The organism is Klebsiella sp. 141198, from assembly GCF_050600785.1.
Classification (GTDB): domain Bacteria; phylum Pseudomonadota; class Gammaproteobacteria; order Enterobacterales; family Enterobacteriaceae; genus Klebsiella; species Klebsiella aerogenes.
In genome coordinates, this window is sequence record NZ_JAQIRM010000001.1 from 918,347 (window position 1) to 939,961 (window position 21,615).

The 21,615-nt window shown below is 54.3% G+C and carries 23 protein-coding genes and 1 pseudogene; 6 read left to right on the forward strand and 18 right to left on the reverse strand.

The annotated features are described in order from the left end of the window. The first annotated feature begins 151 nt into the window (after window positions 1-151). Window positions 152-733, forward strand: coding sequence for a flavin reductase family protein (locus tag PGR10_RS04435; RefSeq protein ID WP_015366443.1), 582 nt, complete (start codon window positions 152-154; stop codon window positions 731-733). Window positions 734-775: 42 nt separating this feature from the next. Here the strand turns inward: PGR10_RS04435 and PGR10_RS04440 are convergent, their stop codons facing one another. The 12 genes and pseudogenes from PGR10_RS04440 to PGR10_RS04495 form a co-directional block, all read right to left on the reverse strand. Further along, the gene (locus tag PGR10_RS04440) at window positions 776-1,369 is read right to left on the reverse strand and encodes a LuxR C-terminal-related transcriptional regulator (protein ID WP_430923111.1); all 594 of its coding nucleotides are present in this window, start codon (window positions 1,367-1,369) and stop codon (window positions 776-778) included. A gap of 66 nt (window positions 1,370-1,435) precedes the next feature. Continuing rightward, window positions 1,436-1,870 carry a winged helix-turn-helix domain-containing protein gene (locus tag PGR10_RS04445; protein WP_015705537.1) on the reverse strand — a complete coding sequence of 145 codons (435 nt, stop codon included), beginning with the start codon at window positions 1,868-1,870 and terminating at the stop codon, window positions 1,436-1,438. 355 nt (window positions 1,871-2,225) lie between these two features. Then, window positions 2,226-2,453 carry a tautomerase PptA gene (gene pptA / locus PGR10_RS04450; RefSeq protein WP_015366439.1) on the reverse strand — a complete coding sequence of 76 codons (228 nt, stop codon included), beginning with the start codon at window positions 2,451-2,453 and terminating at the stop codon, window positions 2,226-2,228. 68 nt (window positions 2,454-2,521) lie between these two features. Then, window positions 2,522-3,139 carry a glutathione S-transferase family protein gene (locus PGR10_RS04455; protein ID WP_047058692.1) on the reverse strand — a complete coding sequence of 206 codons (618 nt, stop codon included), beginning with the start codon at window positions 3,137-3,139 and terminating at the stop codon, window positions 2,522-2,524. Window positions 3,140-3,174: 35 nt separating this feature from the next. After that, the gene (locus PGR10_RS04460; RefSeq protein ID WP_430923029.1) at window positions 3,175-3,873 is read right to left on the reverse strand and encodes a YoaK family protein; all 699 of its coding nucleotides are present in this window, start codon (window positions 3,871-3,873) and stop codon (window positions 3,175-3,177) included. 73 nt (window positions 3,874-3,946) lie between these two features. Then, a complete protein-coding gene (locus PGR10_RS04465; RefSeq protein WP_015366436.1) occupies window positions 3,947-4,816 on the reverse strand; it encodes a transporter substrate-binding domain-containing protein in 870 nt (289 codons plus the stop codon). Between the two features lie 20 nt (window positions 4,817-4,836). Further along, window positions 4,837-5,613 carry an amino acid ABC transporter ATP-binding protein gene (locus PGR10_RS04470; protein WP_015366435.1) on the reverse strand — a complete coding sequence of 259 codons (777 nt, stop codon included), beginning with the start codon at window positions 5,611-5,613 and terminating at the stop codon, window positions 4,837-4,839. After that, window positions 5,597-6,517, reverse strand: coding sequence for an amino acid ABC transporter permease (locus PGR10_RS04475; protein ID WP_430923030.1), 921 nt, complete (start codon window positions 6,515-6,517; stop codon window positions 5,597-5,599). The genes PGR10_RS04470 and PGR10_RS04475 overlap by 17 nt, the downstream gene beginning before the upstream one ends. 9 nt (window positions 6,518-6,526) lie before the next feature. Further along, window positions 6,527-7,036, reverse strand: a complete 510-nt coding sequence (locus tag PGR10_RS04480) for a GNAT family N-acetyltransferase (protein WP_087859555.1) — start codon at window positions 7,034-7,036, stop codon at window positions 6,527-6,529. 11 nt (window positions 7,037-7,047) lie between these two features. Beyond that, a pseudogene (locus tag PGR10_RS04485) lies at window positions 7,048-9,311 on the reverse strand (NtaA/DmoA family FMN-dependent monooxygenase). Window positions 9,312-9,336: 25 nt separating this feature from the next. Further along, complete coding sequence (locus PGR10_RS04490) at window positions 9,337-10,458, reverse strand: M20 peptidase aminoacylase family protein (protein ID WP_087859552.1); 1,122 nt, start codon at window positions 10,456-10,458, stop codon at window positions 9,337-9,339. Beyond that, the gene (locus tag PGR10_RS04495) at window positions 10,455-11,456 is read right to left on the reverse strand and encodes an MsnO8 family LLM class oxidoreductase (protein WP_213793966.1); all 1,002 of its coding nucleotides are present in this window, start codon (window positions 11,454-11,456) and stop codon (window positions 10,455-10,457) included. Before PGR10_RS04495 ends, PGR10_RS04490 begins: the two co-directional genes overlap by 4 nt. Window positions 11,457-11,661: 205 nt before the next feature. Here PGR10_RS04495 and PGR10_RS04500 point away from each other — a divergent pair, with 205 nt between their 5' ends. Further along, window positions 11,662-12,549: a LysR family transcriptional regulator gene (locus PGR10_RS04500; protein ID WP_213793965.1), complete on the forward strand. Its 888-nt coding sequence runs from the start codon at window positions 11,662-11,664 to the stop codon at window positions 12,547-12,549. Between the two features lie 187 nt (window positions 12,550-12,736). After that, a complete protein-coding gene (gene ansP / locus PGR10_RS04505; protein WP_045382500.1) occupies window positions 12,737-14,194 on the forward strand; it encodes an L-asparagine permease in 1,458 nt (485 codons plus the stop codon). 51 nt (window positions 14,195-14,245) lie between these two features. Here ansP and PGR10_RS04510 read toward each other — a convergent pair whose 3' ends face one another. Then, complete coding sequence (locus PGR10_RS04510) at window positions 14,246-14,467, reverse strand: YgdI/YgdR family lipoprotein (RefSeq protein WP_015366425.1); 222 nt, start codon at window positions 14,465-14,467, stop codon at window positions 14,246-14,248. A gap of 139 nt (window positions 14,468-14,606) precedes the next feature. Further along, window positions 14,607-15,668 (reverse strand): YncE family protein, encoded by a 1,062-nt coding sequence (locus PGR10_RS04515; protein WP_087859548.1) that lies wholly within the window; start codon window positions 15,666-15,668, stop codon window positions 14,607-14,609. Between the two features lie 264 nt (window positions 15,669-15,932). Between PGR10_RS04515 and pqqU the strand changes: the two genes are divergently transcribed. Further along, the gene (pqqU, locus tag PGR10_RS04520) at window positions 15,933-18,044 is read left to right on the forward strand and encodes a TonB-dependent receptor PqqU (RefSeq protein WP_430923031.1); all 2,112 of its coding nucleotides are present in this window, start codon (window positions 15,933-15,935) and stop codon (window positions 18,042-18,044) included. A 72-nt stretch (window positions 18,045-18,116) separates the two neighbouring features. Here the strand turns inward: pqqU and PGR10_RS04525 are convergent, their stop codons facing one another. The 3 genes from PGR10_RS04525 to PGR10_RS04535 form a co-directional block, all read right to left on the reverse strand. Then, a complete protein-coding gene (locus tag PGR10_RS04525) occupies window positions 18,117-18,410 on the reverse strand; it encodes a DUF406 domain-containing protein (protein WP_047054792.1) in 294 nt (97 codons plus the stop codon). Window positions 18,411-18,559: 149 nt separating this feature from the next. Continuing rightward, window positions 18,560-19,597 carry an NADP-dependent oxidoreductase gene (locus PGR10_RS04530; protein ID WP_430923032.1) on the reverse strand — a complete coding sequence of 346 codons (1,038 nt, stop codon included), beginning with the start codon at window positions 19,595-19,597 and terminating at the stop codon, window positions 18,560-18,562. A gap of 65 nt (window positions 19,598-19,662) precedes the next feature. Next, window positions 19,663-20,238 carry an XRE family transcriptional regulator gene (locus PGR10_RS04535; protein WP_113373281.1) on the reverse strand — a complete coding sequence of 192 codons (576 nt, stop codon included), beginning with the start codon at window positions 20,236-20,238 and terminating at the stop codon, window positions 19,663-19,665. 159 nt (window positions 20,239-20,397) lie between these two features. Here PGR10_RS04535 and PGR10_RS04540 point away from each other — a divergent pair, with 159 nt between their 5' ends. Next, window positions 20,398-20,916 carry a GNAT family N-acetyltransferase gene (locus tag PGR10_RS04540; protein ID WP_015705550.1) on the forward strand — a complete coding sequence of 173 codons (519 nt, stop codon included), beginning with the start codon at window positions 20,398-20,400 and terminating at the stop codon, window positions 20,914-20,916. Further along, window positions 20,913-21,362 (forward strand): DMT family transporter, encoded by a 450-nt coding sequence (locus tag PGR10_RS04545; protein WP_015705551.1) that lies wholly within the window; start codon window positions 20,913-20,915, stop codon window positions 21,360-21,362. Before PGR10_RS04540 ends, PGR10_RS04545 begins: the two co-directional genes overlap by 4 nt. Window positions 21,363-21,370: 8 nt before the next feature. Here PGR10_RS04545 and PGR10_RS04550 read toward each other — a convergent pair whose 3' ends face one another. Beyond that, window positions 21,371-21,604 (reverse strand): YdcY family protein, encoded by a 234-nt coding sequence (locus PGR10_RS04550; RefSeq protein WP_045414123.1) that lies wholly within the window; start codon window positions 21,602-21,604, stop codon window positions 21,371-21,373. Window positions 21,605-21,615: the final 11 nt, after the last annotated feature.

A 21,615-nucleotide genomic window follows, 5' to 3' on the forward strand; every position in this document is an offset into this window, starting at 1 on the left:
CGACATTTATAGCGTATTTTTGCCACGCCACGGCGTATTTTGTGCGATCGCGCCCGCTGAGATCTCATTTACGTCGCGGTTGACGTATTGATTACTTTTGTATTGTGAATAAACTACTTACAGGCATTCGCCCACTCACCAAGGAACGCTTATGAGCCGTTTTCGCCACGTGGAACTTCAGTACGCCAGCCGCCTGCTCAACCACGGCCCGACCATTATGATCACCAGTTATGATGCGCAATCCGGACGCCGCAACGTGATGTCCGCCGCCTGGTCGATGCCGGTTGAGTTTGCCCCGCCGCGAGTAGCTATTGTGGTGGATAAAAGTACCTGGACGCGCGAGATCATTGAGCGTAACGGCGCCTTTGGCATAGTGGTGCCGGGCGTGGCCGCCGCCAGTTGGGTCTATGCGGTCGGCAGCGTGAGCGGGCGTGATGAAGATAAGTTCAATGCTTACGGTATCCCGGTGGTGAATGGGCCCGAACTGGGGCTACCGTTAATTGAAGAGAAATGCCTGGCGTGGATGGAATGCCGTTTGCTCCCCGCCACCGCGGCACAAGAGCAATACGATACGCTGTTTGGCGAAGTGGTTGCCGCCGCGGCCGATGAACGAGCCTTCGTCAGCGGGCGCTGGCAGTTTGATGATGACAAACTCAATACTATTCACCATCTCGGTACCGGCAATTTTGTCGCCAGCGGCCGTCACGTGCAGGCGAATACGCCACATAATTAACAGAACGACGGCAACTCTGCCGTCATTCCCTTTCACCATCTTTTAGAGTAAGTGATAAGACGGCGGGCTTATCATGAAGCGATGAAAGTGACTTCCACCTTTAAGGTTGAAGTTAGCTTTAATTTTATCTAAATGCGCATAAATGGTTTTTACCCGCAGTCCCAACGCTCTGGCAATGGCGTTCACCGGAGTGCCTTTGGCGACATGACCAATAATCATCATTTCTCTTTCGCTGAGCGGAGCCCCATCTTTTGCCTTCATTACACTAAAATCCGGTTGACCATCATGATGATATAATTGCCGATGCTTGATCGTTAACAATAATTTTTGAACATTGTCTATGGTTTCACGACTGCTTATCCATAATATATTTTGGCGAAATAAAAGCCGCCGTGAGTGAACGTTTCTGGAGGTGCTCACACCCAGAATCATGCCCTGATAAAATTGAGATAGCGCATAAATATGCTTGTAATCTTGATAGCCATGTAACGGCAATATAATGAGATCCGCTTGCTGTATAGAATGATTACAAAAATCCAAATCAGCGTAATCGATCTCATTATCGTCAGAAGCTATCTGTTGCAGACAGTGTTCCACGCCCAGTCGGAACCAAATATCCTTACTATTAATTATCACCTTCAATTTTATAACCTTAACATGAAAACGACAGGCATACCTTGAATACGGCAGACCCTATGGCTATTAATTTAGCTCGGACAGCTCACAAAGCTGAACGGTCGCATCATTATTCTGGCAGAATGGTTTATGAGTTCTTACCGAATAAACACTCGTAACGTAATGACTATTGATATAATAACCCTGAGTCTTAACGCGTAATATAATATCTTGTTCGATGCCGATATCCTTCAGGATCCGACGTAAATTTTGCATCACTTGCCATAAACGTTGTGATGAGGGCCTTAAATCATTTTTCTCCCAGACATGTACCATCAACTCTTCATCACTAACCATTCTTTCAAGACCATGTTCGAATAAATACTCAATTAAACAGGCCATCGTTTTTCGTAGACGGATGTTTTTTCTATTACCACTTACAGTAGCTATTTCCCGGTACTTCAAGAAGTAAAAAAAATCATCCTCTAATTGGTAACCAAGTAACGCACTACCTATTATCATTCATCTCTCCATGATAAAAATCATCATTTCAAAGGCAGGTTACATGGCAAATCAGCAATCGCCTAAACAATTTTGATATGCATAATAATCAAAACATAAAACTACATTTAAATACATACAAAGCGCAATGCACTATATAGTGCAGTATTATCAGTTATTTATGTTGATTAGGATTATTCTTAAATGGCCAATTACTTTACAAAAGGTAAATTAATGAAAGGTATGGAAATCAAAAAAAAGCCACTTTTATTGATCTGGATCAATAAAGTGGCATATCTTTCGCTCAAGTAAAATTGACCTCGGCCGATGGTAGTCTATTTAGCGTGACGAAAATGCGCTAACGGCGGCCGGTCTTTTACATTCGGTATCCCGGTTTCTTAATCAAAGAATCCATCTGCGGCGCGATTTCATTATCCCATACCTGCTGCCAGTCGCTCTGCTGCACCTGATTGAGCGCAACGCTAACTGAACTGTCTTTTGTACTAAGATGGCGGATCAGAACTTCAGTGATTTCCGCAGCCAGCGCATTTTTTTGCTCTTCGCTCAGTTCACGGGGAAAACATTTAATATCAACATGTGGCATAGCAGGCTCCTTATTATTGGGAATTTAAAACTATCACAGGTTTCCTGATGCAAGTCACAATTAGTGCTTTAAAGAAGATTGTTATCACGCAGTACCTGCTGCAGTTCCGTACGGCGATAAACCGCCTGCGCCACGGCGGCAAACTTTGGCGTATGCGCCGCGAACCACTCTCGGCGCGGCCCCCAACTGTACATCGCGGCAATATAGCAATCCAACAGCGTGATATCCCCGCCCAAGGCGTAAGGCGCGGCAGCCAGCTGTTGTTCCAGCCATAGATACAGTGATTTGCGGTATTGCTGACAGCTCTCACGCAGTTCGTCAGGCGCTGAGGCTGTCCAGCGTTCGGGATAGTCGGCATAGGTGAAGGTAGGATAAACGTTTGCCACCAGCCAGATCAGCAAACGTTGAAACTGCCGGCGCTGTGGCGTACCGGCTGGCGGCGCCAGATCCGGGCGCTCGTCGAGGATCATCAGCGCTATCGCCGCCGACTCCGTCATTACGCTGCCATCAGCCAGCAGCAAAGTGGGCACCTGACACAGCGGGTTGATCGCCAACAGTTTCTCTCGCTGCGCGCCTGGCTGGTCAAAGCCATCGACATTGATAAATTGATAAGGGATATTGGCCAACGTTAGCATCATCTCGCTTATCGCCGAGCCCCACCCCGGCACGCCATACAATTTCATCATCGTCAGCTCCCGCGTAGAAAACTTTTAGCGTAGCACTAATTCCGCGCGGCGCTGAATTCGCGCCAGGCGACGATGGCCACCAGTACCACCGGAATAAGTACCGAGTAAAAGCCCGCCAGGATGTAGCCCAGCGCTCCGAGCCCTGCGCCCAGCAGAAAACCGAGCACCGAAGCCCCCGATTTTTTGATTTTCTCTCTATTCTCGCTGTTAGGCGCCAGGCACCAGTTCACCACATCGATGGTTAACTGCGTGACGTTGCCGGTCATCATCGTACTCGGGCTGGTGGTGGGTAATAATAAACGGGTGGTTGCATTTCTCACCCCCATCGCCATTACGCCTGCCATACCGGTGATTAACGCGGTCGCGCTATCCGCGCCGACAAAGGGCTGCCACAGCAGCCCCAACAGGCCGAAAAGCAATAACAGCAGGATCTCGACGACGAACAAGCCGCCAAGGAAGCGTGGCGTGATAATTTTTCGACGTTTGATAACCAGCGTAACGATCGCCACCGCCAGCATAAAAACAGGAATGGCGAGCAGTTTGGATAAAATACCTTCGCTGTTGGTGGCCAGTGCTGCACCGGCCACCACCAGGTTTCCCGTGACGTGGGCGGTAAACAGGCCAAACAAGGTGATGAAGCTGATGGTGTCGATAGCGCCGCCGGAAGCGGCGAGCAACGCGGGTTCACGATGGTGCTGCCAGCGTTGCTCCAGTAAGAGTTGGTTTTCAGCCACAGTGATTAATCCATTAAAAAGACACACGATGTAGCCATGAGTATAGCAATCCCTGCTATGAATAATCATTGCATCAATAGGTTATCCCCGGCGGATTGACCTCCGATTGCCTGACTTCCTCCCCCTGTTCCCCCCAGCGCGCGAGCACCTGCTGATACTCGCCGCGAGCGATCGCGCCGTTTAGCGCCGCCTGCAGCGCGTATACCAGCCCATTGCCTTTTTTAGTAGTAGTCGCCACCCAGGCTTTTTTGGGTCCCAGCCCGACGACTTTAGTTTTCCCGTTTAATGCAGCCTTATAAGAGGCCACCGACTGCGGGCCAAAAAAGATATCCGCCCTTCCCGACTGAATATACAAATTGCCGGAGGCATCGTCAGTAAGATAAACCGGTAACGCCGGCTGACGGCCGGCGGCTTCGTTTTCCGCATTCCACCCCAGCAGGATCCGCTCCTGGTTGGTGCCAGAACCGACAATGACTTTACGCCCCGAGAGATCCTGCGCATTTGAAATCCGCGTGATCTCACTGGTTGATTTGACCGAAAAGGCCAGCGAGTCAACGCGGTAGGTGGCGAAATCGAACTTCTCTTTGCGCTTCTCGGTCACCGCAATGTTAATCAACGCCACATCGTAACGCCCTGACGCGATCCCCAAAGGCCAGTCCTCCCAGGCCGTAGGCACCAGCTTCAGTTTCAGTCCAAGGCTACCCGCCAGTAAACGGGCAATGTCCGGGTCGCTGCCGATGCGCGTACGGTTGTCGCTGGCCAGCAGCGCCAGCGGCGGCGAATTTAACGCCGAAATCGCCACCGTCAGCACGCCGGGCTCCACAAAACGATAGTTCGGCGGGATTTTGCTAATCGCGTTATCATCTCGCGTCACCGGCAATGGCCGTTCATTGGCGCGCAAATCAAGTTCGGCGCGCGCCTCGCCGATGCTCAGGAGCAGCATGAGAGCGGCAGCTAATTTCCTCATGCCAGCACCCGTGATAAAAATTGCCGGGTGCGCTGGTGTTGCGGATTATTTAACACTTCATCGCTGCTGCCCTGTTCAACGATTTTGCCATCGACCATAAACACCACCTGGTCGGCAACCTCGCGGGCAAAGCCGATTTCATGCGTTACCACCACAAGCGTCGTCCCGGAGCGGGCAAGTTTTTTAATTACATCGAGCACTTCGCCAACTAGTTCTGGATCCAGCGCGGAAGTAGGTTCATCAAACAAGATCACGCGCGGATTGAGCGCCAGCGCGCGGGCGATGGCGATGCGCTGCTGCTGGCCGCCGGAAAGATGCCGTGACCAGGCATCGGCTTTGTTGCGCAAACCGACAATGTCCAACAGTTCATACGCACGAGCAATCGCCTCTTTGCGACTGGCCTGTTTATGGGCAATCGGCGCTTCAATCAGATTCTCCAGCACCGTCAGATGCGGGAACAAATTGAAGTTCTGAAATACATAGCCCACGTTAACCCGCTGGCGGAGGATCTCTTTTTCTTTCAGCTCATACAGCTTGTCGCCTTGACGGCGATAGCCGATATAGTCGCCATCAATCTGGATAAACCCTTCATCGACCCGTTCAAGATGGTTAATGGTGCGCAGCAGCGTCGATTTTCCCGAACCGGACGGCCCCAGGATCACCGTCACCGTTCCCGGCGCAATCTCCAGGGAGACATCATCCAGCGCTTTATGACGACCAAAGTATTTACTGACCCCGGTTATCGAAATATGACCATTACGAGAGTTGAGCATGGACGGCCTCCTGCGGCTGACGAGCCGGTTGGTTAACGCGATTATTACGCACGCTGTTCACCGCTGAGCGCCGTTCGCTGCGCGCCAGCGCGCGTTCAACCAGGTACTGAATTGCAGAAAGCACGCTGGTAATCACCAGGTACCACGCGGCGCCCACCATCAGTAACGGGATCACTTCCTGGGTGCGGTTATAGATCATCTGAATGGTGTAGAACAATTCCGGCATCGCCAGCACGTAAACCATCGCCGTCCCTTTTGCCAGGCTAATGATTTCATTGAACCCCGCAGGCAGAATGGTGCGCAGCGCTTGCGGCAAAATGATCCGCAGCGTACGTCGCCAGGCGGGGAGTCCCAGCGCGGCGGCGGCCTCATACTGCCCGTGATCCACGCCCAAAAAGCCTCCGCGGATAATTTCGGCAGTATAGGCGCTCTGCACCAGCGTCAGACCGACCACTGCCGTGGAAAACTGCCCCAGTACGTTGATAGTCTGGTAGCTCGCCCAGGTTATGCCGGTGAAGGGGATCCCCAACGATAAGCTGTCGTAGAGATATGAAAAGTTGTACAGAATGATCAACACCACGATTAGCGGCAGCGAACGAAACAGCCAGATATATCCCCATGCCAGGCTGCTGAGCAGCCACGACGACGACAAGCGGGCCAGCGCCAACAGGCCGCCGAAGATGACGCTTAAAAAGGTACCAAGTAGCGTGAGCAGCAGCGTTTGCCCCAACCCCTCAAGGATCACCGGATCGAAGAACCAGCGGGCGAATACCCCCCACTCCCAGCGCGGATTGAATGCGACCGACTGCAAGACAATCGCCAGCACCAACAGGGCCAATATCGCCCCGGCAACTCGCAGCGGGTAGCGAGCAGGAACCACTTTGATCGTTTCAGATGATTGCATGATGCCTCCTTAAGCGCTGTGGCTGAGGGTGCTAACCGCCAGCGCTTTACTGAACCGCAACCGCCCGTCATAGGGCGGGCGGCTGTATTCTTCCGGGTCGCGAGTGAGATCAAATTGCGCCTCGTACCCCTGGCTTAAATAGAGCTTTACCGCTTCCGGCTGGCGAAAACCGGTGGTGAGAAAAATATGGCTATAGCCTGCCAGCACCGCCCGGCGCTCCAGTTCCTGTACAACCCTGGCAGCCAGCCCCTGTTGACGCAGGCGTCGATGCGTCCAGATCCGCTTAATTTCCGCGGTGTGCGTGTCTTTCGGCTTGTAGGCGCCGGTGGCGATGATTTCACCGTCACGCTCCAGCACAATAAACAGCCCCTGCGGCGGCAGATACCATTCGGTTAATTCCACTTCCGCATCACGAGAAAAATAGTCGCCGTAACGGGCGGCGTACTCGGCAAATAGGCCGCTAATAATCGGCTGTAGCTCCGGCGCGTCCGGAGAGATATCACGGAATGCTTCGCTCATAGCGCCTCCTGTTAATCGCCCAGCCCGGCGGGGTTAATTTCCGATTGTGGAATGCTCTCCACGCCTTCGCCCCAACGATTGAGCACTTTGGCATAATCGCCGCTGGCGATAGCGCCATTCAGCGCCGCCTGGACGGCATTGACCAGCCCGCTGCCTTTCTTCAGCGTCACCGCGATATGCGCCGCCTTCGGCCAGCCGCCGTCCACGCTGCCCACCAGCTTGGTTTTGCCAGTAAGGGCCGCTTTCCAGGCGCCTATGACGTTAGGGCCAAAGTAAGCATCGGCGCGGCCCGTTTGCAGAGCCAGCGTCTGTGCGGCGTCATCCTTGGTGTAGACCGGTATAAACGGTTTAAGCCCGCGCTTAACGTTTTCCGCATTCCATGCGAGTAAGATTGCCTCCTGATTGGTGCCGGAGCCGACGATAATCTTCAGCCCGGCAATATCTTCCGCTTTGTCGATCTTGTTCAGTGGGCTGGTGCTTTTAACGTAAAAACCCAGCGAATCTTTACGATAAGTGGCGAAATCGAACTTCTCTTTGCGCTCTTTGGTGACGGTAATATTGCTGATCGCGGCATCATATTTGCCGGAGGCGACGCCAAGCGGCCAGTCTTCCCACGAGGTCGGAACAACGTTGACTTCGAGGCCGAGGCTGTCAGCCACCAGACGCGCAATATCCGCCTCGCTACCGAGCAACGTTTTGTTATCATCAGAAAACACCGTCAGCGGCGGCGAGTTTAGCGCCGCAACCGCGACGGTAAATTTCCCCGGCACCGCCAGGTGCAGATCTTTCGGCAACAGCGCAATTGCCTGCGGATTTTTTGCCGTATGAATCGGGGTTTTATTGGCTTCCAGGCTAACTCCGGTGCCATTGATATTGACGTCCTGCGCCCACGACGGGGCGCTAATTGCCAACGCGAAGGCCAGCAATAGCGTTGATTTCTGCATAGCGCGGTTCTCTTTTATTATTTTTCGAATTGGTTAATGGGCAGATCCAGCCCCAGGCTTTCCCGCAGCGTGGTGCCTGGATAGTCGCGGCGGAACAATCCGCGCGCCTGCAGCAATGGCACCACTTCATCAACGAAACGCGGGAAGGTTTCCGGCGTGCCGCCCTGAATAATGAAGCCATCGGCGGCGCGTTGCTCGAACCACAGCTGTAAGCCGTCGGCGACGTCGCTGGCCGTGCCGGAGAAGCGCGGGCGTGGACTGGCGGCCTCCAGTGCCACCTGGCGCAGGGTTAATCCCCGTTCACGGGCATTGCGTTTAATCTCATCGGTGGTGCTGCGGAAGCTGTTTTGCCCAAGGTCGCCAATATCCGGGAAGGGTTCATCCAGTGGATATTGCGCAAAATCATGATGCTCGAAGTAACGACCCAGGTAATTCAACGCGTCGTCGATCGAGACCAGCGCCGCCGTGGTCTGGTATTGACGCTCCGCATCCTCCGCGTCGTCACCGACGATTACGCTGACGCCCTGGAAAATATGCAGTTGATCCGCACTGCGCTGATAGGCAGCCAGTTGGCTTTTGACATCCTGATAAAACGCCTGCGCCTCGGCTAACGATTCCTGGTGGGTAAAAATGGCATCGGCGTGGCGAGCGGCTAATTTTTTGCCGTCATCGGAGGCGCCGGCCTGGAAAATAATGGGCCGTCCCTGCGGCGTGCGGGCAATATTCAAAGGACCAGCGACTTTAAAGAAATCGCCATGATGATTAAGCGTATGCAGTTTATTTTTATCAAAAAACTGACCGCTCTCTTTATTACGCACAAAAGCGCCGTCTTCCCAGGAATCCCATAATCCTTTAACCACCTGAAGATATTCGTCGGCGATGCGATAGCGCAGCGCATGATCGGGATGCTGGGCGCGGGAGAAGTTTTTCGCCGAGCCTTCCAGCGGCGACGTCACCACGTTCCAGCCAGCGCGCCCGTGGCTTAAATGGTCAAGGCTGGCGAACTGTCGCGCGGTCGTGAACGGTTCACTATAGGAGGTGGAGAGCGTGCCGACCAGCCCCAGACGATCGGTCACCGCCGCCAGCGTTGATAATACCGTTAACGGCTCAAAACGATTTAAAAAGTGCGGGATGGATTTTTCGTTAATATATAACCCGTCGGCGACAAAAATAAAATCGAGTTTCCCCTGCTCGGCTTTTTGCGCCGTATCTTTCACAAATCCAAAATTAATACTGGCATCCGCCAGCGCCGCCGGATGACGCCAGGCAGACATATTTCCTGAGGCGCCATGTAAAATCGTCCCCAGACGTAATTGCCGTTTTTCAGACATAGTGCCCCCTTCCCCTGTCAAAAAATTAAATATGGTGTAATGCCTGTTCCGCCAGATCCGCGAAATAACGTGCGGCTGGGGCAATGACGTTTTCATCCGGATTAAAGGCCGGGTGATGCAGGCCGAATTCACTGGCGCTACCAATGCTGACGAAAGCGCCCGGGATATGCTGCAGATAGACGGCAAAGTCTTCGCCGCCCAAGTGCAAATCGGCGTGATGCGTGCGATAACCGAAGCGGTCGGCCGCCTCGCCGGCAAATGCCGCCCAACGTTCATCATTGACCAGCGCCGTTGGCCCGGCGTACCAGAAGACATCGATTTGCGCGCCGAAGGCGCTGGCGAAGCCGGCGGCGATTTCGCTGACTCTCACCTTAACCCGCTGCTGCACCTCACTGCTGTGGGTGCGCAGCGTTCCTTCGAGCTCGACGCTTTCCGGCAAAACGTTCCAGGTATTTCCCCCTTGGATGCGCGTTACGCTAAGCACCACCGAATCCAGGGTATTCACTTCGCGGCTGGCGACGCTCTGCAGCAGCGTCACCAGTTGACTCGCCAGCAGGATGGCATCTTTTCCTTCATGCGGCCGGGCGGCATGCGCCCCTTTGCCGGTCACTTTGAATACGAAGCGGTCGACGTTGGCGTAAAACGGGCCGCCGCGGGTGGCGAATTCGCCAACGGGTAAATTGGGCTCATTGTGCATGCCAAAGATGGCCGATACGCCGTCAAGCGCCCCAACGCGGATCAGCGTTTTTGCGCCGCCGAAACTCTCTTCCGCTGGCTGGAACAGGATCCGCACTCGCCCCGGCAGTTGCGCTTCTCGTTCCTTTAACAACAACGCTGCGCCAAGCATTACGCTGGTATGTATATCGTGACCGCAGGCATGCATGACGCCGGGATTTTGCGAGCGGAACGGCAGCCCGGTGGCCTCTTCTATCGGTAGCGCGTCAATATCGGCCCGCAGGGCGATGATTTTGTCGCCGCTACCGACTTCCGTCACCACGCCGGTGGTTAACTCGTAAGGTAGCAGCGGGAGGCCGCCGCTTTGCAACCAGTCGCGAATACGCGCGGTGGTTGCCACTTCCTGTAACGAGAGTTCCGGGTTCTGATGCAGTTCGCGCCGCCAGCTAATCAACTGTTGTTCGAAATTCATGGCGTTACCTCCGCGCCAAGATGCGCCTGCGCCAGCAACCCCAGCGATTCCAGCCGCGCACGGCCTTCGGCAATAGGGGTATCGATAATAAACTCATCAATTCCCCACTGCGCCTGAAGGGCATCGAGTTGTGCTTTAACCTCGTCTGCAGTACCGAATAACAGAGAAGACTCGCGGCGTTCGATGCGTGTGGGCGGACTCCCCGCCTGACGGGCAAAGGCCGCTGCCTGAGCTTCGCTACCCACCGTTACCCGCTGGCCGTTTGCCAGCTCGACGCCCCAGACTTCCACCTGCTTCGCCAGTTCGGCCGCGCTGGCGGTGTCTTGCGCAACAATTACCTGTACAGCCACGATGACCTCGCGGCGGCTCAACTCACGCCAGTTCGTCAGCACCTTCTGCAACAGATTTTTATCGCCATTGAGATGCGCGGCGAAAACGAAGTTCCAGTCCAGGCTCGCCGCCAGACGCGCACTTTCAACGCTGGCGCCGAGCAGGAAACCGTCCGCGCGGCGCGGCGGGATGGGGGTCGCGCGCAGGCTCTCCTCACCCTGACTTTCGGTCAACGTTAGCCAGTTATCAAGCTGGGCAAGCTGTTCGGCAAAACTGCCCTTCTCATACTGATGGACGCCCTGTTGTAGCGCGCGAGTGGCGAGCGGCAGACCGCCTGGCGCTTTACCAACGCCGAGATCGACGCGTCCTGGCGCAATACTGGCGAGCAAATTGAAGTTTTCAGCGACTTTGTAGGGGCTATAGTGCTGGAGCATCACGCCGCCGGATCCGACGCGGATCTGCCGGGTTTGCCCGAGGATCCAGGCAATCAGCAGCTCCGGCGACGGACTCGCCAGTTGTTCCGCGTTGTGATGCTCGGCAATCCAGAAACGATGATATCCCCAGCGTTCCGCCTGTTGCGCAAGCGTTAACGTACGCGCCAGCGCCTGAGCGGCAGTTTCGCCGGGAGCCAGAGGACTTTTATCCAGGATACTGATTCGATAAGACATTTCGCAGGCTCGTTTTAATTAACATGCCTGCATTATTAGAATCTGCAGCGCGTGCTGAGAAACAATTTATTCACATGTACTCTGCCGGAAATTAGATATGCGCAATAAAAGACGCGTGCAATAGGGTGTCTTCGTGGCGGATCTGCCGCACAAGGTTTAGACTCAACTTCCAGCCATGAATCAAATTCATTAATGCGGAATAATAATGCTAAAAGATAACTTCAACGATCTCCTGTCGTTTATGGTGGTCGCCCGCGAACGCAGTTTCACCCGCGCCGCTGCCCAACTTGGGGTGTCGCAATCTGCGCTGAGTCATGCGATGCGCAACCTCGAAGCCCGGCTTGATGTTCGTCTGCTAACCCGTACCACCCGCAGCGTCGCTCCCACCGAAGCGGGTGAAAAATTGTTCCAGAATTTACGTCCACATCTCACGGAAATTGAACGCGAGCTCGGCGCCTTGAGGGATAGCCGCGCCCTTCCGGCGGGTAATATTCGTCTTAACGCCGGTGAACACGCCGTCAGCGCGGTATTATGGCCGGCATTAAAACCCTTTATGTTGCGTTATCCCGATATCAATATCGAAATTACCGTCGATAACGGCCTGGCCGATATCGTCGATGGCCGCTTTGACGCCGGCGTACGCCTTGGCGATCAGGTGGCAAAGGACATGATTGCGGTGCGCATCGCCCCGGACATGCGCATGGTTGTCGTGGGCTCGCCCGATTATCTACAACGCTACGGCGCCCCGCAGACGCCCTATCAACTGGATCAGCACCGCTGTATTAATATGCGCCTACCTACCCGCGGCGGGATTTACGCCTGGGAATTCACCGACGATGGTAAAAGTTTTCAGGTTTATGTGGATGGCCAACTGACGCTGAATAGTTTGCCGCAACGCATTGATGCCGCTGAATCTGGTCTCGGCCTGGCCTATGTGCCGGATGATTGCGTCGAGGAGGCGCTGGTTGCCGGTCGTTTAGTGCGGGTGCTCGATGCCTGGACACCCTCCTTCCCTGGTTATCATCTGTATTATCCCAGCCGCCGTCAGCATACCGCTGCGTTTGCGCTACTCGTCGACGCGTTGCGTCATTGAACTCATTGATATTTAAGTAAGTGCTGTAGTGAAATGTTTTACGTGCGTCACTATCACGTTACGTGTAGGATGCAGCGCCGTGCCTGATTTATCTCTACGACAGAATAGTGAGAAAGCCAGCACGATGTATCGCCGCTGCGCGATACGACAACCACTCATGGACATTGACAGGAAAATGGGTACATCAATGAATAACAAACACACTGACGCGGCGGAACATCATGCCGCGAAACGCCACTGGCTCAACTCGCACGAATCGGGTTACCACAAAGCAATGGGCAACCGTCAGGTACAGATGATCGCCATTGGCGGCGCCATCGGTACCGGTCTGTTTCTCGGCGCCGGGGCGCGTTTACAAATGGCAGGCCCGGCGCTGGCGCTGGTTTATCTGGTTTGCGGTATCTTCTCCTTCTTCATCCTTCGCGCCCTCGGCGAACTGGTTCTCCATCGCCCCTCCAGCGGTAGTTTCGTCTCTTACGCTCGTGAATTTCTCGGTGAAAAAGCCGCCTACGTCGCCGGCTGGATGTATTTCGTCAACTGGGCAATGACCGGTATCGTCGATATCACCGCCGTCGCCTTGTATATGCACTATTGGGGCGCTTTCGGCGATGTCCCGCAGTGGGTCTTCGCCCTTGGCGCGCTGGCGATCGTCGGCACCATGAATATGATCGGCGTGAAATGGTTTGCTGAGATGGAGTTCTGGTTCGCGTTGGTGAAAGTACTCGCTATCGTTGCGTTCCTGGTTGTCGGCACGATTTTCCTCGGTACCGGCAAACCGCTGGATGGCAATGCCACCGGCTTCCATCTGATTACCGACAACGGCGGTTTCTTCCCGCACGGTCTGTTGCCGGCTCTGGTACTGGTTCAGGGGGTCGTCTTCGCCTTCGCTTCTATCGAGCTGGTGGGTACCGCGGCGGGCGAATGTAAAGATCCGGAAACCATGGTACCGAAAGCGATTAACAGCGTGATCTGGCGTATCGGCCTGTTCTACGTCGGTTCCGTCGTACTGTTGGTGCTGCTGCTGCCGTGGAACGCCTATCAGGCAGGACAAAGCCCATTCGTCACCTTCTTCTCGAAGCTCGGCGTACCGTACATCGGCAGCGTGATGAACATCGTGGTGTTAACTGCCGCCCTCTCCAGCCTGAACTCCGGCCTGTACTGCACCGGGCGCATTCTGCGTTCGATGTCGATGGGAGGTTCAGCGCCGAAGTTTATGTCGAAGATGAGCCGCCATCACGTCCCTTACGCCGGGATCCTCGCGACACTGGCAGTTTACGTGGTGGGAGTCTTTCTCAACTATCTGGTGCCGTCGCAGGTATTTGAGATCGTACTTAACGTCGCCTCTCTGGGGATTATCGCCTCATGGGGCTTTATCGTGATCTGCCAGATGCGTCTGCGTAAGGCTATCAAGGAAGGAAAAGCGGCGGATGTAAGCTTCAAGATGCCGGGCGCGCCGTTTACTTCATGGCTGACGCTGCTGTTCTTGCTGAGCGTACTGGTGTTGATGGCTTTTGACTACCCGAACGGCACCTATACCATCGGATCCATTCCGCTGCTGGCGGTGCTGCTGGTCGCTGGTTGGTTCGGCGTACGTAAACGCGTGGCTGATGTTCACAGCACGGCGCCGGGCGTTGAAAAACGCTAAGCGCCACTCCATAACGGTTTGCCCCTCTGCGGGCAAACCGTCACCGCAAAATTAATTATCTTCCACCAGTTGAGCAACGTCGCTGCTGTTGATTTCGCGTTTGTTGCCAGACTCATCGATATAGCTGGTCATGCCGGTCTCTTTATCCAACTGCGGTTTACCGTGGGTCACAATAGTTTGCCCACTTTTTGTCGTCATGACGTAATTAGAGCTGCAGCCTGCCAGAAGCGCCAGCATTGCCGCCGCGCAGATCACCATATATGGCTTTTTCATAATTTCTCCAGAATGATTACCACTTTCCCGCCGCGCGCGGGAAAAAGTAAGTGTATAACCTTTATAGTAATCAGGCTAATAGCGGTTTGTAACAGAGGATGAGACCCGGAGTAAGGAGGGGTCGCCCCCTCCCTGGAGATTACAGGGCAATGCGGATTACGTCGTCCGGCGCGGTGGCCTCTTTCTGACGAGTTGACTCCTGTTTCACGCTAACAAACAGCGTTTTTCCATCGGCGGACAGCGCCAGGCTATTCGGGAAGGTTGGCGTTTTGAAGGTTTTAACGACCTTATAGGTCTTAGCATCAATGACGCTGACTTCACCCGCTTTACGATGGGTGACGTAGACTTCGTTGCGGGCCGGGTTAAACAGTACCGCCAAAGATTCCGGCGCGGCGATTTTTTGCAGTACTTTCCCGTCACGAATATCTACCACCAGCACTTCCGGCTGCTTGCTGTCGGTAATGAAAGCACGGTGACCAGCTGTATCCAGGCTCAGGTTCAGGTAGAAATGCTCTTTACCGTCATCCTGCAGCTTCTTACGCGAGATGATCTTATTGCTATCGGTATCGATAGTCAGTAGTTCGCCATCGGCGTTGGTCGTATAAAGACGTTTCGCGTCAGCATCGATTGCCAGCCCGGTCGCCATCGCGCCGGTATTGGCGATGGTATCTTTCAGCGTCAGCTTGTCGCCATCCACCACCCAGATGACGCTCTCTTTACCCAGCCCGGAGATATACACGGTATTGGTTTTCTCATTCACCACCAGCTCACGCGGCTGCAGCGGGCGTACGGTATCACTACGTTTACGGTCATCGAGCACCAGTCGCCCTTTCACCACGCTGGTTTTGGCATCTATTGCGGTGACGCTGCTATCAACGGTGTTGCCAAACCACAATGTCTGGGTGGTGTTATTGATGGTGGCGCCGAACGGTTTCAGGTCGTTATGAATAACCTGGGTGATGTCGAGCGTAGTCGGATCCAGACGATAGACGATGCCGCCCTTATCAAGGGAACGGCTTTGCGAGGTCGCAACCCACAGCGCATTTTCCTGCTGGCTATACGCCATTTCGTACGCGCCTTTACCAACCGCTTTGCGCAGGAGCTCTTCGGCGGCGTGGGCGCTGAAGCTGCCTGCCAACAGTAACGACGTTAATAACAGAGAACGACGCAGACGCGGCGCGGATAACTGACGTAATGACATAACGATTCCCTTTATAGAACAATTAATTACCGGTTAGAGATGGCTTCCACAGCGTAAAGTTTAACTTCACTCGTTTTGTAAATGAGAATAGTAATCATTATTTATCTTAATGTGGAGCGTTAATTGTCTTTTTTGCTTAAAAGAATCACCTTTGCTGGCTATTACTTAACGACTGGTTAGTTAATTATTTTCAAAGAATTTACAAACGGTGTAACATATATACATATGTTCCATTTGGTACGTTTCTCTTTGCGAGTCGCTTTGATGAAGATTATTGCCATGCGCACGGTCGCGCTCCCCGCTTTATTACTCCCTCTCGTCGCCAACGTGCATGCCAGCACCAACGACGAACAAACCATGGTCGTCACGGCAACGCCTACCGCGGTTTCCGAACTGGATACCCCTGCCGCCGTCAGCGTAGTGAATGGCGATGATATGCGACAGGCCGCCCCGCGAATTAACCTCTCGGAATCGCTCGGCGCGGTACCCGGTTTACAAGTACAAAACCGGCAAAACTATGCTCAGGATTTGCAGTTGTCGATTCGTGGTTTCGGTTCCCGCTCCACCTACGGCGTCCGTGGCTTGCGGCTATACGTTGACGGTATCCCTGCCACCATGCCCGATGGCCAGGGGCAGACATCGAATATCGATATCGGCAGCATCGATAGCCTGGAAGTGTTACGCGGACCTTTTTCCGCGCTCTATGGCAACTCTTCCGGCGGCGTAATTAACGTCAATACCCAAACCGGCAGCCAGCCGCCGACCATTGAGGCCAGCAGCTACTACGGCAGCTTCGGTACCTGGCATTATGGACTTAAAGCTACCGGCGCCGTCGGCGACGGCACTCAGGCAGGCGACGTCGACTACACGGTGTCTACCAACCGTTTCACTACCCATGGTTCACGCGACCATAGCGGCGCGCGGAAAAATCTCACCAACGCAAAATTAGGCGTGCGTATTGATGACGTCAGTAAATTAACGTTGCTGTTCAATAGCGTGGATATTAAAGCTAACGACCCGGGCGGATTGAGCCACGACGAGTGGCAGAATAACCCGCGCCAGTCGCCCCGCGGCGACCAGTACAACACACGTAAAACGGTGAAGCAGACTCAGGCCGGACTACGCTATGAGCGCCAGCTTAGCCAGCAGGACGATCTGAGCGTGATGATGTATGCCGGCGAGCGCGAAACCACTCAGTACCAGTCAATCCCCATGGCGCCGCAGCTGAAGCCCTCGCATTCCGGGGGAGTCATCGATTTGACTCGCCATTATCAGGGGATCGACACCCGCTGGACCCACCGCGGCGAATTGCTGGTGCCGGTGACCTTTACCACCGGTCTTGATTACGAAAATATGAGCGAACGGCGTAAGGGTTATGAAAACTACGTTCTGGTGAACGGCGCGCCGCAATATGGCGAACAGGGCAACCTGCGCCGTAATGAACGTAATCTGATGTGGAACCTGGACCCATACTTGCAAACCCAGTGGCAGCTGACCAACAAGCTCACATTCGATGCTGGCGTTCGCTACAGTTCCGTGTGGTTTGACTCTAACGACTATTACGTCACCCCAGGTAACAGCGACGATAGCGGCGATGCCAGCTATCACAAATGGCTGCCAGCCGGTTCATTGAAATATGCCGTCACGGATGCCTGGAATATCTATCTTTCCGCCGGGCGCGGTTTTGAAACGCCGACGATCAATGAGCTCTCTTATCGTTCTGGCAACCAGAGCGGATTAAATTTCGATCTTAAACCTTCCACAAATGAAACCGTGGAAATTGGCAGCAAAACGCGGATAGGCAACGGACTGTTCACCGCCGCGCTTTTCCAGACCGATACCGACAATGAGATTGTGGTCGATTCCAGCAGTGGCGGTCGCACCAGCTATAAAAACGCCGGTAAGACCCGTCGTCAGGGAATGGAACTTGGCCTCGACCAGCAGTTTGGCGACAGTTGGAAATTAAAAGCAGCATGGACCTGGCTCGACGCCACCTATCGCACGAACGTTTGCGGTTCGTCGGACTGCAACGGCAATCGTATTCCGGGTATCGCCCGCAATATGGGCTACGCGTCTTTCGGTTATCAACCGGAACAGGGCTGGTACGCGGGGAGCGATATCCGTTATATGGGCGACATTATGGCCAACGACGCCAACACCGCCAAAGCGCCATCGTGGACCGTGGTTGGCCTGACCACCGGCTATAAGTGGAGCTACGGAAAAATGGATATGGATCTGTTTGGCCGCGTCGATAACCTGTTTGATCGCAATTACGTGGGCTCAGTGATTGTCAACGAATCCAATGGTCGTTATTACGAACCAGCGCCGGGCCGTAACTTCGGCATCGGTATGAATCTCGCCTGGCGTTTCGAGTAACTACGCCCGCCGATGGGTGATGATAAAAAAGGGATCCCAATTGGGATCCCTTTTTGATTCCGCCGCAGTCTGTTAGAACGCGCTTCTCAAGGACAATTCGAAAATAATTTTTTCCGCCTGGCAGGAGAAATTCACCGCCGCGTCCAGTTTCGCCTCATTACCCACCGGTTCAATAGTGTAATCCACGGTCGGCGTTTCGCTGGCGGCGGCAACGGCGCGTTCACGAATGGCCGCTACCGCGGACTCCGCTTCTTCACGGGTAGGGAAAAGTTTCTCGACCCGGTAAACGCAGTCTTCGTTATCGATAATGGTGCCAACATCAATGGCGCAGCCTTTGGTACTGCATTTATCAACTACATCTTTCATCGCATTAACCTCTTAAGTTTCCTTAAGGATAAAAAGCCGCTCACGGAAAAGCAAACCATTAATAAAAGTATGGATTAATCATTTTTTGGTTAAAGGCGGCGAAAGCGCCCCCGCATGCTTCTTCGGGGGCATTGGAGAAAACGGCGACGTTACTCGTCCGCTGCGACGTTAATCACCACTTTGCCGAAGTTTTCCCCCTTCAGCAGGCCAATCAGCGCCTGCGGCGCCTGCGCCAGGCCCGCAATCTGCTGCTCGCGATATTTGATTTTACCTTCCTGTACCCAGCGCCCCATTTGCTGCTGGAACTCGGCAATGCGATGGCCATAATCCTGGCCGATGATAAAGCCCTGCATACGAATGCGTTTTTTAAGGATGGTCGCCATCAGCAGCGGCAGCCGATCCGGGCCATCCGGTAACGCGGTGGCGTTGTAGCCGCTAACCAGTCCGCACACGGGAACACGCGCCGCAGTATTCAGCAACGGCAGAACCGCATCAAAGACTTTACCGCCGACGTTTTCATAGTAGACATCGATTCCCTGCGGACACGCCTGCGCCAGCTGCTGGCTGAAATCCGCAGCGCGATGGTCAAGACAAATATCAAAGCCTAACGTCTCTACCGCATAACGACATTTCTCGGCGCCGCCGGCAATACCGACGGTGCGGCAACCCTTAAGTTTGCCAATCTGCCCGACGGTGGCCCCCACCGGCCCGGTTGCCGCCGCCACCACCAGCGTTTCGCCCGCTTTCGGCTGGCCGATATCCAGCAGCCCCATATAAGCGGTAAATCCCGGCATGCCTAACACCCCCAGCGCCCAGGAAGGGTGTTCAGGATTGTCGCCGAGCTTAACCAGATCGCTACCATCGGAAAGCGTATAATCCTGCCAGCCACTATAGCCAAGCACCCACTCACCGGGTTTAAAATCTGGGTGATTAGAGCTCACCACGCGACTTACCGTCCCACCGACCATCACCGCGCCAATGTCCACCGGTGGCGAATAAGAAGGCGCATCGCTCATCCGTCCGCGCATATAAGGGTCGAGTGACAAATAAATAGTCCGCAGCAGGATCTGATTCGCCCCCGGCGTTGGTAGATCGCCCTCTTCCAGTCTGAAATTTTCGGCGGTAGGTTCACCGTGCGGGCGCGAAGCCAATACCCAGCGGTGATGGCGTTGTGGATTAGCGGTCATAGCAAACTCCTCTTGTTAACGGCCTGTACTGAGGCTAGCCGTTTTATGCTTAACGCGCTTTAACATTATGAGCCGGATTGATTCAGACGCACTACCAGATAGACGCAAGTCTCGCTGGACTCATTGATAAACCGGCAATCGTTGGGCGGCCCCAATTCCAGACAATCCCCCGTCTGCATCTGATGGCGAGTGTTCCCTTCAACAAAAACTAACTCACCCTGCTGTAGCCAGATGAGCTGTCGCGCCAGCGCGTACGAAGAAGCAGGCATCGGTACATCGCTGCCGGCCGGCAACTCTATTTGCACCAGATCGATCGGCAGATCGCTGCGCGGCGAGACGTGACGGCGCAAATAGTGGCTTTGTGGATCGCGCCACACCGGCTGGTTGGCAAAGCGCAAAAGCTTACCCTCCTGCATCTCTGCACGCGCAATCAACGTCGACATGCTGATACCAAACGCGCCAGAGAGACGGCCCAGCATCGTCGCGGTGGGGCTACTTTCGCCACGTTCAATTTTATGCACCATTGCCCGCGAGGCCCCTGCGCGTTCAGCCAGATCGCTTAGCGACCAGCCGCGGGACTCGCGTTCGATACGAATGCGTGCGCTAATGCGCTGATTGAGATTGTCTTCTATAGTATTCATGACGTAACAATATAGTGCGCACTACCGTATTACACAACTGTCCGCTATCCCCGATACTGCGCTGTTCCACGTAAAATTTATCGTAAAATTGATGACAGCCGGACGTTCATTATTGTAATAATACCGTACTACTATAGTGTACAAACTTTGAGGCTTGCTATGTCCATCCGCCATGCCAGTAAAGACGATTGCGCGGCGATCGCCGAAATCTATAATCACGCCGTACTGCATACCGCCGCCATCTGGAATGACAAAACCGTCGATATCGATAACCGTATTGCCTGGTTTGAGGCCCGGCAGATTGCCGGCTATCCGGTGCTGGTGAGTGAAGAAAACGGCGTGATTACCGGGTACTCCTCGTTCGGCGACTGGCGCGCATTTGACGGTTTCCGCCATACCGTTGAACATTCGGTCTATGTCCATCCCGATCATCAGGGTAAGGGGATCGGCCGTAAGTTGTTAGTCGCGCTTATCGCTGAGGCGCGGCGCCTGCGTAAACATGTGATGGTGGCCGGAATTGAATCCCGCAACCATGCTTCGTTACATCTGCATGAAACCCTGGGTTTTATCACCACTGGACAGATGCCGCAGGTGGGAACTAAATTCGGTCGCTGGCTGGATCTGACCTTTATGCAGCTACAGCTCGACGATCGCCAGGATCCGGACGGCGAGGTATGAATCAGTCGCTCACCCTTGCCTGCCTGATAGCGGCGGGCGTCGGTCTGGTTTTGCAAAACACCCTGATGGTCCGCATTACCCAATCCGCCTCGACGATTCTTATCGCCATGCTGCTCAATTCGCTGGTGGGAATTGTTATTTTTGTCACCATTTTGCTATTGCGCCACGGCGCGGCAGGCTTTCAGGAACTGGCGCTCAACGTCAAATGGTGGACCCTTATTCCCGGCCTGCTGGGTTCGTTTTTCGTCTTCGCCAGCATCAGCGGTTATCAAAACGTAGGGGCGGCGACAACCATTGCGGTGCTGGTGGCCAGTCAGCTGGTTGGCGGACTGGTTATTGATTTGATTCGCGCCCAGGGCGTGCCGATTCGGGCGTTAATCGGGCCAGTATGCGGGGCGGTGATGTTGGTGGTGGGCGCCTGGCTGGTGGCCAGGCGCCAGTTCTGACGTCATCCTTAAAGGATCTCGCCGCCTTTGGTTAACTGCTCGCGGCGTGCTTCCTGCTCTTCATGATGTTGCCGCCCGTGATGGGCTATCGCTGTCCGCAGGCGCTGCTGCTGGGTATAACGCTCTTCACGGCCCAGCTCAGCATCATCGCTTAACGCGATCAGTAGCTCGTTCATAGGGGCAATCACGCCCCCGGCAATGGTCTCATCGACCCTGGCAATGACATCGTCCAGATGTGCCATTCTGTTCTCCT